Below are 13,281 nucleotides of genomic sequence, written 5' to 3' on the forward strand. Positions count from 1 at the left end.
TGTTTATTACATGAGCGTCAACCCCAAACCAATGTATCGTCGAATCCTTTTAAAACTTAGTGGTGAAGCCCTGATGGGTGAAGAAGGTTTTGGCATAGATCCAAAAGTATTGGATCGTATGGCACAAGAAATTAAAGAATTAATCGAAATGGGCATTCAGGTCGGCTTAGTTATTGGCGGTGGCAATCTGTTTCGTGGTAAGGGTCTTGCTGAAGCTGGTATGAATCGTGTTGTTGGCGACCAAATGGGTATGTTAGCAACCGTGATGAATGGTTTGGCTATGCGTGATGCTTTACATCGTGCCTTTGTCAATACCCGTTTAATGTCAGCGATTGACCTTGCTGGTGTTTGTGACCGTTATAATTGGGCTGAAGCGATCAGCTTATTAAAGTCTGGTCGGGTGGTTATTTTCAGCGCAGGTACTGGTAATCCGTTTTTTACCACAGACTCTGCTGCCTGTTTACGTGGCATTGAAATAGAGGCTGATGTGGTGCTAAAAGCAACAAAAGTTGATGGCATTTATTCAGAAGACCCCGTTGCTAATCCAGAGGCAACTTTATATAGCCATTTGAGCTATCAAGAAGTTTTAGAGAAAGAATTACAAGTGATGGATTTAGCTGCATTCACTTTAGCTCGAGATCATAGTATGACCTTACGTGTGTTTAATATGAATAAACCTGGCGCGTTAAAGTCGGTCATTATGGGCGGTGAAGAAGGTACAACAATCGATCACGCTGAAAATTTAAATTAATTAGTGCAGGAATAACATAGTGATAAACGAAATAAAACAAGACGCTCAAGAACGAATGGCGAAAAGTATCGAGTCATTAAAAATTAGTTTGAACAAAATACGTACTGGCCGAGCACATCGCTCTTTACTTGATAATATTGTCGTTGAATATTACGGTATGGATACACCACTGAGTCAAGTGGGTAATATCTCTGTACCAGATGCACGGACATTAGCGATTACAGTCTTTGATAAAGGTATGATTGGCGCGGTTGAAAAAGCGATTCTAAAATCTGATCTTGGGCTTAACCCATCATCTCAAGGTACGTTAATTCGTATTCCTTTACCTGCGTTAACCGAAGAGCGCCGTAAAGATCTAGTCAAGGTTGTACGCGGTGAAGCTGAAGGTGGTAAAGTTGCTATTCGCAATATTCGTCGTGATGCAAATACTGATATTAAATCACTAAATAAAGAAAAAGATATTAGTGATGATGAAATGCACCAAGCGGAAGATGAAGTACAAAAAATAACGGATACATTTATTAAACAAGTTGATGATGTTTTATCCGTTAAGGAAAAGGAATTAATGGAAATTTAAAGTTTTCATTGCTTAATCCATGACGCCGTAGATAATGCCTACGGCGTTTTTGCATTTACCCGTAAATTATTCAGCATATAGAGTTAAGCTTACGATGGAGAATATGTGAGTAATACAGAAAATCAACTTAAGCAATTGCTAACCACAGAGGTAAAAATACCTCAACATGTTGCCATTATTATGGATGGCAATGGTCGTTGGGCGCAGCTTCGAGGTAAAAAACGGGTAGCAGGGCATAAATCTGGCGTTGAGTCAGTAAGAACTACCGTAGCAACAGCTGCAAAGCATGGTGTTAAAGCCTTGACTTTATTTGCCTTTAGCAGTGAAAATTGGCAGCGCCCAGAAAGTGAAGTTAGTGTTTTAATGGATTTATTTATGTTTGTGTTAACCCGAGAGGTTAAACGTTTACATAAAAATAGTATTAAATTTCAAGTGATCGGTGATTTAACTAAATTTTCGAGTAAATTACAGAAAATGATTAAAGAATCAGAGGCACTAACGACTGAAAATACGGGTATGGTGTTATCAATAGCCGCTAACTATGGTGGCCGTTGGGACATTGCGCAGGCAGCAAAAGTTTTAGCTAGAAAGGTTGAACGCCAAGAATTAAATGCTGATGATATCACCGAAGCATCATTGCACGAACAGACAAGTCTGGCAGAGCTTCCCGAATTAGATCTATTAATTAGAACCGGTGGTGATTATCGCATTAGTAACTTTTTGCTCTGGCAAGCAGCTTATGCAGAGTTGTACTTTACTGAAGTACTTTGGCCCGATTTCAATGAAGCAGAGTTTACGAAAGCAATTACATTGTTTGATCAACGGGAACGACGTTTTGGCCAAACGAGTGAACAAGTAACTAATAAGAACTAAAAAATACTTAGGGATTATTTAACTTTCAGAGCGTGGTAAAAACTCAATTGAAAGCTTAAATTCCCGCGCATAAATTAAGGAATATCGTTTGTTAAAACAACGTATCATGACGGCATTAATCCTCGCACCTGCTGCGATTCTGGCGATTTTTTATTTATCTCTCATTAACTTCGCAGCAGTTATGTTGGTCGTTATGGCTATTGGTGCTTGGGAGTGGGGGCCACTCATGGGCTTTGCTAGCAAACCTCGGCGTTTAGTTTTTGTGGGTATCACTAGCATATTAATTGCAACCATCTGGTTTTTGATCCCTATCGAACAATTGTGGCACGCGCCAAAAGTTTTGTTGGAACAAGTCAATCTTGTGCTGTGGTTAGCTGTTGCTTGGTGGTTATTATCTGCCGGCTTAACCTTCTTATACCCGCGTTGTAGTACCTTTTGGTCAAGCCACCGTTCAGTGCGTGGACTTTTTGGCTGGTTAACGTTAATCCCAACATGGCTTGCTTTTATGGTACTTAGAAGCAGTGATTATCAAGTCGATACTTACCATGGCGCGCAATTATTGATGTTTCTTTTTTTGATGGTTTGGAGTGCTGATGTTGGCGCATACTTTGTCGGAAAATCTATTGGCAAACGCAAGTTATTACCCAATGTAAGTCCAGGAAAAACCTTAGAGGGCTTTTTAGGTGGCGTTGTTTTTGCTTGTGCTACCGTCGCGATTGCCGGTTATTTTATTGATTGGTCTAATGAGCAATACCTTATTGTTATTCCAGTAACTATTTTAATTACTACTATCTCAGTGTTAGGTGACTTGAATGAAAGCATGTTTAAGCGTCAAGCCGGTGTCAAAGATAGTGGTTCAATATTACCTGGGCATGGTGGCGTGCTTGATCGTATTGATAGTTTAACAGCGACCGCACCGATATATGCTTTATGTTACGCATATTTGGGTTGGTAAGAAAATGCAAAAATTGTGTATTTTAGGCTCTACTGGCTCGATTGGTAAAAGTACCTTAGATGTTGTGCGGTTACATCCTAAAAAGTTTAATGTTGTCAGTCTTTCAGCACATGCTAGCGTCGATATTATGTTGGCTCAGTGTCTTGAATTTCATCCTGATAAAGTGGTGATGGTTTCTGAAGAGCATGCCAAATTATTGAAAATAAAACTTAGTGATGCCAAGTTGAATACCATTGAGGTGTTATCCGGCACTCGTGCTCTTGACATTATTGCACAAGAGCCGACAACGGATACTGTTATGGCTGCTATTGTTGGCGCATCAGGTTTACTGCCGACATTAGCTGCAGTAGAAGCAGGTAAAAAAGTGCTGCTTGCAAATAAAGAAGCACTTGTCACTTCGGGCGCTATTTTTATTGCCGCCGTGAAACGTTCAGGTGCTCAATTATTACCGATTGATAGTGAACATAATGCCATATTTCAATGTTTACCGTTAAGTGCGCAGCAACAGCCGGGCTATTGTGACTTACCTAATGAAGGGGTCAGTAAAGTCTTATTAACTGGCTCAGGCGGACCGTTTAGAACTTGGCAGCAAGCGGATCTTGACACGGTGACACCGGATCAAGCTTGTGCTCATCCTAATTGGGATATGGGCCGTAAAATATCCGTTGATTCAGCGACGATGATGAACAAAGGTTTAGAGTTTATTGAAGCTAAGTGGCTGTTCAACCTCGAACCTGATGATATTCAAGTTGTGCTGCATCCACAAAGTACTATTCACTCTATGGTGCAATATAAAGACGGTTCCGTCATTGCTCAAATGGGCAACCCTGATATGCGTACACCCATAGCACATGCGTTGAGTTTTCCACAACGTATTGAGTCGGGTGTTGCAGCATTTGATTTCTTTTCAGCAAAATCTTTTGAATTTGAAGCTGTCGATTTCGCTAAGTATCCGAATTTAAAATTAGCTATTGACGCTTGCAAAAGTGGCCAAGGGGCGTGCACCGCTTTAAATGCCGCTAACGAAATTGCTGTTGATGCTTTTTTATGCGAAAAAATTAAATTTACTGATATTGTGAAAATAAATGAAACTTCCGTGAATAAATTTGTCTCAGAAAAGGTGACTTCTATAGAAGATGTTATTGCTCTAGACAGAAGTGTTAGAGTTTTTGCACGATCCTTGATAGCTGAATCCGAGCACTAAAGCAATTATAGAGTAGTAGAGTAGAATGATAGATTTTGTATGGAACCTCGCGTCTTTTGTTGTTGCATTGGGTATTTTGATCACCGTTCATGAATACGGTCACTTTTGGGTGGCACGCAAAAATGGTGTGCAAGTGCAGCGTTTCTCCATTGGTTTTGGTAAGGCTATTTGGCGAAAGGTTGACCGTCATGGCACTGAGTTTGTTATCGCAATGATACCACTTGGTGGTTATGTGAAAATGCTCGATAGTCGTGTTGATGATGTAAGTGCTGCGCAAATGGCTTATACATTTGATAATAAGTCAGTTTACCAACGTATTGCGATTATCGCCGCAGGACCTTTTGCTAATTTCGCTTTTGCAATTGTGGCCTTTTATTTAATGTTTTTAATTGGTGTGCCTAGTGTAAAACCTATTATTGGTGATGTGGTTGTTAACTCTATTGCCGCAAAAGCCCAATTACCGAAAAATAGTGAAATAGTTGCTATTTCAGGAGAAAAAACCGCTGATTGGCAAGATGTTAATTTAGCATTAGTCAGCGCTATCGGTGATAGTGATATTGTCTTGACCATAAAAGCACCCGATCGAACAGTAACGCAAGACTTTCGCTTAGATATGAAAAGTTGGGACTTTGCTCCAGAGAAAGAGTCAGCTATTACCAGTTTAGGTTTAGTGCCATACCGTGCTAATGTGTACGCAAAATTAGCTGTTGTCGCAGAAGGCAGCCCAGCTGAGAAAGCCGGTTTAAAAGTTAATGACGAATTACTTTCGCTTGCAGATAAAAATATTGACGGTCAATGGCAAGTGTTTTCAGATCTGATTAAACAATACCCAGCAAAAACTGTTGCTGTAACTGTATTGCGAGAAGGAAAGGTAGTAGAGCTTAGTGTTAAACCTGAAGCAAAAGCATATCAAGGTAAGGTTATTGGCTATTTAGGCGTTCGACCAATATCAGATCCGTATCCTAAGGCATATTTATTTGAACATGTTTATGGCCCTATTAGCGCTCTTGAGCAAAGTGCTAGCAAAACCTGGAACTTAGTGGTGTTAAGTTTCGATATGATAGGTAAGCTAATTACTGGTGATGTGTCAGTGAAAAACTTAAGTGGTCCTATATCAATTGCGCAAGGTGCAGGTAGCAGTGCCGACTATGGTTTTGTATACTTTTTAGGCTTCTTAGCGCTAATTAGCATTAACCTTGGCATAATTAACCTTTTACCTTTACCGGTTTTAGACGGAGGACACTTATTTTATTATTTCGTAGAGCTTTTAACAGGGAAACCTGTACCGGAAAAAATACAAGAAATAGGTTTTAAATTTGGTACTATAGCGCTACTAAGCTTAATGAGTATCGCCATATTTAACGATTTATCGCGATTATAACTAGAAGAAGTATAAAGTTAATATTTTATGATTATTAAAAAACTTGCCCTGGCGGTATTATTAGGTAGTTTGGGAACATCAGTGCAAGCAGCTGACGATTTTCAAGTAGAAAATATTCAAGTTAAAGGTTTACAGCGTGTAGCTTTAGGGGCTGCGTTAACGCATATTCCATTTAATGTTGGTGATAACTTAAACGACTTTCGTATCTCACAATCAATTAAGGCCCTTTATAAATCTGGTCACTTTAGTGATGTTGTCGTGTCAAGAGACGGCAACACCGTTATTTACCGTGTTCGAGAGCGAGCGACAATTAGTGCGATAACTTTTGATGGTAATAAAGATTTAAAAGACGAACAATTAACAGAAAGTCTTGATGGTAGTGATATTCGTGTTGGCGAAACGCTCGATATGACGGTTATTTCAGGCATTGAAGTCGGTTTAGAAGACTTCTATCACAGTGTCGGTAAATATAATGCTGATGTTAAAGCTAAAGTCACGCACTTACCGCGTAATCGCGTTAATATTGATTTTGCTTTTGAAGAAGGTGATGCCGCAGCAATAGAGCAAATTAATATCGTTGGTAACGAGAAGTTCTCTGATGTTGAGCTTTTAGAGCGTATAGAGCTGACTTATGACTCTCCTTGGTGGGATTTCATGGCGCAAGACCGTTATCAAAAGCAAACTTTGCAAGGTGATATGGAAACCATTAAGAGTTATTACCTTGATCGAGGTTACTTACAATATAAAGTTGACTCCACTCAAGTTTCAATGACGCCAGATAAAAAGGCCGTTTATATCTCGCTCAATGTCACTGAAGGCGAGGTTTATACTGTTAGTGGTGTTGATTTTATTGGCGATATGGCGGGTTTTGAAGAAACTATTCGTGCCATTACGCCAATTAGAACTGAAGAATTATACAACGGCGCGCTTGTTACCTATTCAGAAGAATTAATCAGTAAATTTTTAGGTCGTTATGGTTATGCTTATCCAAAAGTTGTGACTATTCCTGAAATTGACGAAGAAAACAAAACGGTAAAATTGGTGCTCTCGATCGATCCGGGTAAACGAGTTTATGTTAATCGCATTAACTTTAAAGGTAACCATGTTACTGCTGAACATGTGTTACGTCGAGAAATGCGACAAATGGAAGGCGCATGGTTATCAAATGACTTAGTTGAAGGCTCTAAGGCTTGGTTACAGCGTTTACCTTATATGGAAACGGTTGAGTTTGAAACTAATCAGTTGCCAGGTGAAGATGACCTAGTTAATATTGATTTTGAAGTAAAAGAGCAGCCATCAGGTTCATTTACAGCCGGTATTGGTTATGGCTCTACAACCCAGTTAAGTTTAAATGCGGGTATACAACAAAATAACTTTTTAGGTACCGGTAATCGTTTAGGTTTTAGTATTAATACCTCTAGTTACTCTAGAAGTGCTAACGTTTCTTATACCGACCCATACTTTACTGTTGATGGTGTTTCACTTGGTGGCAATATTTTCTATCAAGAGTTCGACGCGGGTAATGCTAACTTAGTTGAGTACAACAATAAGACTTACGGCGTGGGTATGACTTTAGGTTTTCCTATCAATGAGTATGTCCGTTTGAGCTTTGGTTTAGGTTATAAAAATAATGGTATTACACGTTTAGAAACTTATGAACAAATTCAAAAGTTTTATGAATTATATTCAGACCCAGATGATCCAGATGGCGGCTTGAATTTTGAAAACTTTGATATGAATGTATCATTATCACGATCTACGTTGAATCGCGGCACCTTCCCTAGTGATGGTTCACAGCAAACCTTGTCATATAAAATGACCACGCCGAATTCAGATGTTAATTATTTTAAGATTAATTTAGATACTAAATGGTATTTTCCGATAACACGTGATCAAAGCTGGACTGTTTTAGCTAAATTTCAGCTAGGTTATGGTAATGGTTATGGCTCTACAGAAGGTAATGATCAAATTTTACCGTTTTGGGAGAACTTCAGAGCCGGTGGCTCTGGCACATTACGTGGCTTTGAGTCTAATACTGTCGGGCCTCGAGCTATATATCGCAGGCCAACATCTATTCCAGGTACGCCTGATTCTGTAGATACGGGTTCAGGGTGTTGCTTAGGCACGGATCATGATTTTATTCAGACCTCTCAGCGCTCTGTTGGTGGTAATGCTATTGCGCTTGCTGGACTTGAGCTTATTGTACCCACACCATTTTTAGATGAGGGCTATAGTAATAGTGTCCGCACTAGCTTCTTTATTGATGCCGGTAATGTTTGGGATACAGAGTTTAATCTCGATGATTATGATACGTTAGCAGATATCGAGTTAGCAAAACTTGCAGATTATTCTGATATTGGACGTTTTAGAGCCTCTGCCGGATTATCACTACAGTGGTTATCTCCAATGGGCCCCATGGTCTTTAGTTTTGCCAAAACCCTGAAAGAAGAAGAGGGTGATGATACTGAATTCTTCAGCTTTAATATTGGTCAAACTTTCTAATCTACAGTAAATCGGGCGTTAGAAGCGATATAATTCTACGCTCTTTAGATAAATAGGCTTGAACGAAATTACTTGAGACGGTATAACTACCGCATAACAAATAAAGATGAAAAATATTGTAAAATATTTTAGGAGTAAAAATTGAAAAAATTGATTAAATCTATTGTGATTGCCACTGCAGCATCAAGCTTTTTATTAGCGAACTCAGCATTAGCCGCAGATCAAAAAATTGGCGTGGTGAATTTTCAAGAAGTCATGGGTAAAATTCCACAAACTGCAACTATCATGAAAAGCTTGGAAGAAGAGTTCAAAGATGAGAAAGCTGTACTTGCACAACTTGAGCAAGATATTAAATATCTTCAAGAAAAGCGCAAGCGCGACGGTTCTTTGATGAGTGCCAAAGAAGTTGGAGATTTAGAAGCTAAAATTGAAACGCTTTTTCACGATTACCAAATGAAAGGTAAAGCCTTTCAGCAGAGCACTGGTACTAGAAAAAATGAAGAAACTAACAAAATTATCGCATTAGTTCGTCAAGCAATAGATAATATTGCAACGAAGGGTGATTATGATTTAGTGCTTGAGCAAAGTGCAGTTGTTTATTCAAAGCCAGACAGTGTGATCACAGAAGAAGTGGTTAAACAAGTTAGCAAGTTGAAATAATAATTTGTTTTAGGCAGAGAAAGTAAAAGTCATCGAAGCTTTTACTCTTTGCTTTCTCGTCTATTTTAATATTCCGAATCAACTGATTCGGAATATTGCGTTTAGCCCTTAAATGGCTAACACTTTTCTTTAAATCTATGCTTACAGTAATTAGATACCATTAAAAGAAGTTTATACTTATGAGTTATATCCTTGCAGACATTGCAAAAAAAATAGGCGCGGCTGTTATAGGAGATGAGCAATGTGAGATATCCAGTATTGCCACCCTAACTTCTGCAACCTCAGGACAAATCGCCTTTTTAGCCAATAGCAAATACAGTGCTCAATTAGCGACTACCCAAGCGAGCGCTGTTATTATCACAAAAGCTCAAACAAATTTATGTCAAACCAATGCCTTGGTGATGGATAATCCTTATATGGGTTATGCCTTGGTTGCGCAGTTACTTGATACCACACCTAATCCAGCCAATAGTATACACCCTAGTGCCGTTATAGCGGATGGTGTTACTCTCGGTAAGGGCGTGACAATAGGTGCTAATGCTGTTATTGAAACCGGCGTTAATCTTGCTGATGGTGTTAGTATCGGAGCTGGCAGTTTTATAGGTATCGCAGCCCAAATTGGTGCTCACTCTAGCTTGTGGTCCAATGTCAGTATTTATCATGGTGTAGTTATTGGCGAACAATGTCTAGTTCATGCCAATACGGTTATCGGTGCAGATGGCTTTGGCTACGCAAACAATAAAGGTAGTTGGGTTAAAATACCACAATTAGGCACAGTGATTATTGGCGATAATGTCGAAATAGGCGCAAGTACTACCATTGACCGAGGTGCATTAGGTAACACTATCATTAAGAATGGTGTTATTTTAGATAACCAAATACAGATTGCTCATAATGTTGTGATCGGCGAGAATACAGCTATTGCAGCATGCAGTGTCATTGCTGGTAGTACTGAAATTGGTAAAAACTGTGTGATTGCGGGTTTAGTTGGTATAAATGGTCATATTAACATTACTGATGGCTGTGTATTTACCGGTATGACCATGGTAACAAAAGCGATATCTGAGTCCGGTGTATACTCATCAGGTATGCCATGTCAGCCAAATAAAGAATGGCATAAAAACAATGCTAGAATTAAAAAGCTTGAATCGTTAACTAAACGATTAATGACCGTAGAAAAAGACATAGACGCTTTAAAAAGCTAGCGCTAGCTCACGCCATAGTTAAGTAAAAAGAGGAAAAATTTTGGATTCGCAAAATAAAATTATTGATATCGAAGAAATTAAATCACTTATTCCACATCGTTACCCGTTTTTATTAGTCGATAGAGTACTTGATTATACGCCAGGAAAATCAATCCATGCGATAAAAAATGTCACGGTTAATGAACCTGCATTTATGGGCCATTTTCCGGGTTATTCTATTTTTCCTGGTGTACTAATTCTCGAAGCGCTTGCCCAAGCAAGCGGGATACTGGGTTTCAAATCAGTGGAAGATCAAAGTGATGGCGAATTGTTTTTATTTGCTTCAATTGATAAAGCAAAATTTAAAAAGCCTGTTCACCCTGGTGATACTATGCATTTGCATTTAGAGTTTATTAAAGAACGCCGTGGTATGTGGAAATTTTACGGTGAAGCGAAAGTTGATGGCAAAGTAGTTTGCTCAGCCGATTTGATGTGCGCAAGAAGAGTAATTTAATATGGATAATTCAACATCATTAATCCATCCGCAAGCGATTATTGAAGATGGTGCGGTTATCGGTAAAAATGTCAAAATAGGCCCTTGGACCTATATAGCAGCCAATGTAGTTATTGGTGATGATTGTCATATTAGCTCACATGTGGTAATTAATGGACCGACGACGCTAGGCAAAGGCAATCGTATTTTTCAGTTTGCTTCGATTGGTGAAGATTGCCAAGATTTGAAGTATGCTGGCGAGCCAACAGAATTGGTGATCGGAGATAATAATACTTTCCGTGAATATTGCACTGTTCACCGTGGTACTGTCCAAGATAATAGTTTAACGCAAATTGGTAGCAATAATTTATTTATGGCTTATACCCATATTGCGCATGATTGTATGGTGGGTAGTCACTGTATTATGGCCAATGGCGCTTCAATTGCCGGTCATGTGCATGTTGGTGACCACGCTATTATTGGTGGTATGACAGGTGTACATCAATTTTGTCATATTGGCGATCATTGTTTTGTTGGTGCCAATTCATTAATTCTTAAAGATATTCCTCCTTATGTTATGGCATCAGGTCAACCGGCAAAACCCTTTGGTTTGAATAGTGAAGGCTTAAAGCGTCGCGGTTTTGATAAAGATGTTATTTTGAATATCAAACGCGCTTATAAAGCCATTTATCGCCAAGGTCTAACGGTTGATGAAGCAGTAAATAAAATTGCCGATTTGGATGGTGATATGGTTGAGTTAGCTATGTTTAGCGATTTTATTAAAAACTCTAGTCGTGGCATTATCCGTTAGTTATCCTGTGAGCAAAGCAACCCCAAAGGCTTTAGCAGCCAATAATTTACGACTAGTCAAAATATGAATAATTCAACAGTTACGTTCGCTATTGTTGTTGGCGAGCATTCAGGTGACACCTTAGGCGCTGGTTTAATGCAACAGCTCCAACAGCATTACCCCAAGGCAAAGTTTGTCGGTATTGGTGGTCCTAAAATGCTCGCACTAGGCTTTGATAGTCTATTTGACATGGAAGAGCTATCCGTAATGGGCGTATTTGAAGTGCTTGGCAGGCTAAGGCGCTTATTGCATATTAGAAAATCTTTAGGTGAATATTTTATTGCCAATGAACCGAATGTTTTTATTGGCATTGATGCACCTGATTTTAATATTACTTTGGAAGGAACCTTAAAAGTTCAAGGAATAAAAACCGTGCACTATGTTAGTCCGTCTGTTTGGGCATGGCGTGAAAAAAGGATCTTTAAAATAGCCAAAGCCACCAATATGGTGCTGTCATTATTGCCTTTTGAAAAAGCGTTTTACGATAAACATCAAATACCTTGTACCTTCGTTGGGCACTCGCTTGCTGACGATATACCGTTAATTTCTGATAAATTACTTGCGCGAAAAGCCCTTGGGTTATCTGAATCTGCGAAAATACTGGCACTGATGCCTGGCAGTCGAGGCGGTGAATTGTCGAGATTAGTTGCGCCTTTTCTACAAACAGCAATAAAACTATTAGCGAGCAAGCAGGCTAAATCTGCGGAGCTAAAATTTGTTGTTCCTATGGTCAGTGAGAAGAGAGCAGAGCAATTTCGCCAACTGCATGAAAAAATAGCACCTGAATTACCAATTATCATAATTGTCGGTAAAACTCAGCAAGTTATGGCGGCCAGTGATTGTTTATTAACGGCATCAGGGACAGTAACCTTAGAGGCGGCCTTAATAAAGCGTCCTATGGTGATTTGTTATAAGTTTAATCCATTAACTTATCATATGTTTAAAGGTTTTGTGAAGCTGAAGTGGTTTTCATTACCGAACCTGTTGGCCAATAAAAGTTTGGTGCCAGAATTGCTGCAAGGCAAAGTGACGGTTGACAACATTTTACCGTTAGTTGAAGAGCGGTTGTTTGAAGATCAATCTGCGTTGAATCAAGCTTATACAGATATTCACTTAATGCTGAAACAAAATGCCAGCGAACAAGCCGCCAAAGCTGTTATCGACTTATTATAATTTTGAACCTGAGTAATTATGCCAGCTGTTAAAAAAACGTTTGAACCTTTTGAATATCCTATCGCCTATTGCATCGCAGGTGTCGACGAAGTAGGGCGTGGCCCTTTAGTGGGGGATGTTGTAACAGCTGCTGTTATTTTAGACCCTGAGAATCCAATTGAAGGCTTAATGGACTCAAAAAAGCTTTCGGATAAAAAAAGACAACTATTGTCGATAGAAATTAAACAACGGGCCATTGCTTGGTCAATAGGTCGTGCATCACCTGAAGAAATAGATACCCTAAACATTCTCCACGCTACCATGCTTGCTATGCAGCGAGCAGTGCAAGGTTTGGCCGTACTTCCTGATCACGTATTAGTCGACGGTAATCGTTGTCCAACATTTGCTCATGACGATGGTGTTATTGCTTGCCAAAGCGTTGTTAAAGGTGATGCCCGTGTTGCTGAAATTAGTGCTGCCTCTATTTTGGCTAAAGTGGTCAGAGACGATGAAATGATCGCCTTAGATAAGTTATACCCTTATTATGGTTTCGCGCAACATAAGGGTTATCCCACTAAATTACATTTAGAAAAAATCATAGAATACGGTGTAATCGACTGCTATCGAAGAAGTTTTAAGCCGGTGGCCAATGTACTCGCTAATGCAGCAACGCATAATAAAAACAATTAGAGCACTAGA

Annotated in this window: 13 protein-coding genes; all 13 read left to right on the top strand. The window is 39.3% G+C overall.

The features are described from left to right. Window positions 1-10 precede the first annotated feature (10 nt). A complete protein-coding gene (gene pyrH, locus FGD67_RS00645; RefSeq protein WP_257173207.1) occupies window positions 11-751 on the top strand; it encodes a UMP kinase in 741 nt (246 codons plus the stop codon). 19 nt (window positions 752-770) lie between these two features. Continuing rightward, entirely contained in the window at window positions 771-1,328 is a 558-nt protein-coding gene (frr, locus tag FGD67_RS00650; protein WP_257173208.1) for a ribosome recycling factor, read from the top strand. Window positions 1,329-1,433: 105 nt separating this feature from the next. Beyond that, window positions 1,434-2,201 carry an isoprenyl transferase gene (locus FGD67_RS00655; protein WP_257173209.1) on the top strand — a complete coding sequence of 256 codons (768 nt, stop codon included), beginning with the start codon at window positions 1,434-1,436 and terminating at the stop codon, window positions 2,199-2,201. A gap of 88 nt (window positions 2,202-2,289) precedes the next feature. Beyond that, window positions 2,290-3,156, top strand: a complete 867-nt coding sequence (locus FGD67_RS00660) for a phosphatidate cytidylyltransferase (protein WP_257173210.1) — start codon at window positions 2,290-2,292, stop codon at window positions 3,154-3,156. 4 nt (window positions 3,157-3,160) lie between these two features. Next, the gene (gene ispC, locus FGD67_RS00665) at window positions 3,161-4,360 is read left to right on the top strand and encodes a 1-deoxy-D-xylulose-5-phosphate reductoisomerase (RefSeq protein ID WP_257173211.1); all 1,200 of its coding nucleotides are present in this window, start codon (window positions 3,161-3,163) and stop codon (window positions 4,358-4,360) included. A gap of 25 nt (window positions 4,361-4,385) precedes the next feature. Next, window positions 4,386-5,741, top strand: a complete 1,356-nt coding sequence (gene rseP, locus FGD67_RS00670) for a sigma E protease regulator RseP (RefSeq protein WP_257173212.1) — start codon at window positions 4,386-4,388, stop codon at window positions 5,739-5,741. A 27-nt stretch (window positions 5,742-5,768) separates the two neighbouring features. Continuing rightward, a complete protein-coding gene (gene bamA, locus FGD67_RS00675; protein WP_257173213.1) occupies window positions 5,769-8,243 on the top strand; it encodes an outer membrane protein assembly factor BamA in 2,475 nt (824 codons plus the stop codon). A 141-nt stretch (window positions 8,244-8,384) separates the two neighbouring features. Next, window positions 8,385-8,903 carry an OmpH family outer membrane protein gene (locus tag FGD67_RS00680; RefSeq protein ID WP_257173214.1) on the top strand — a complete coding sequence of 173 codons (519 nt, stop codon included), beginning with the start codon at window positions 8,385-8,387 and terminating at the stop codon, window positions 8,901-8,903. Between the two features lie 179 nt (window positions 8,904-9,082). Continuing rightward, window positions 9,083-10,108 (top strand): UDP-3-O-(3-hydroxymyristoyl)glucosamine N-acyltransferase, encoded by a 1,026-nt coding sequence (gene lpxD, locus FGD67_RS00685; RefSeq protein ID WP_257173215.1) that lies wholly within the window; start codon window positions 9,083-9,085, stop codon window positions 10,106-10,108. Window positions 10,109-10,148: 40 nt separating this feature from the next. Next, window positions 10,149-10,601, top strand: a complete 453-nt coding sequence (gene fabZ, locus FGD67_RS00690) for a 3-hydroxyacyl-ACP dehydratase FabZ (RefSeq protein WP_257173216.1) — start codon at window positions 10,149-10,151, stop codon at window positions 10,599-10,601. A gap of 1 nt (window position 10,602) precedes the next feature. Then, window positions 10,603-11,391, top strand: coding sequence for an acyl-ACP--UDP-N-acetylglucosamine O-acyltransferase (gene lpxA, locus FGD67_RS00695; protein WP_257173217.1), 789 nt, complete (start codon window positions 10,603-10,605; stop codon window positions 11,389-11,391). Window positions 11,392-11,454: 63 nt separating this feature from the next. Continuing rightward, the gene (lpxB, locus tag FGD67_RS00700; protein WP_257173218.1) at window positions 11,455-12,603 is read left to right on the top strand and encodes a lipid-A-disaccharide synthase; all 1,149 of its coding nucleotides are present in this window, start codon (window positions 11,455-11,457) and stop codon (window positions 12,601-12,603) included. Window positions 12,604-12,621: 18 nt separating this feature from the next. Beyond that, window positions 12,622-13,272 carry a ribonuclease HII gene (rnhB, locus tag FGD67_RS00705; protein ID WP_257173219.1) on the top strand — a complete coding sequence of 217 codons (651 nt, stop codon included), beginning with the start codon at window positions 12,622-12,624 and terminating at the stop codon, window positions 13,270-13,272. Window positions 13,273-13,281 lie beyond the last annotated feature (9 nt).

Origin of the sequence: Colwellia sp. M166, from assembly GCF_024585285.1 — a bacterium.
Lineage (GTDB): Bacteria > Pseudomonadota > Gammaproteobacteria > Enterobacterales > Alteromonadaceae > Cognaticolwellia.

Bases quoted from the DNA above. Each gene is read 5' to 3' on its own strand.
- pyrH (WP_257173207.1), top strand. From the start codon at position 11: ATGAGCGTCAACCCCAAACCAATGTATCGTCGAATCCTTTTAAAACTT.
- ispC (WP_257173211.1), top strand. From the start codon at position 3,161: ATGCAAAAATTGTGTATTTTAGGCTCTACTGGCTCGATTGGTAAAAGT.
- rseP (WP_257173212.1), top strand. From the start codon at position 4,386: ATGATAGATTTTGTATGGAACCTCGCGTCTTTTGTTGTTGCATTGGGT.
- bamA (WP_257173213.1), top strand. From the start codon at position 5,769: ATGATTATTAAAAAACTTGCCCTGGCGGTATTATTAGGTAGTTTGGGA.
- lpxD (WP_257173215.1), top strand. From the start codon at position 9,083: ATGAGTTATATCCTTGCAGACATTGCAAAAAAAATAGGCGCGGCTGTT.
- lpxA (WP_257173217.1), top strand. From the start codon at position 10,603: ATGGATAATTCAACATCATTAATCCATCCGCAAGCGATTATTGAAGAT.
- lpxB (WP_257173218.1), top strand. From the start codon at position 11,455: ATGAATAATTCAACAGTTACGTTCGCTATTGTTGTTGGCGAGCATTCA.
- rnhB (WP_257173219.1), top strand. From the start codon at position 12,622: ATGCCAGCTGTTAAAAAAACGTTTGAACCTTTTGAATATCCTATCGCC.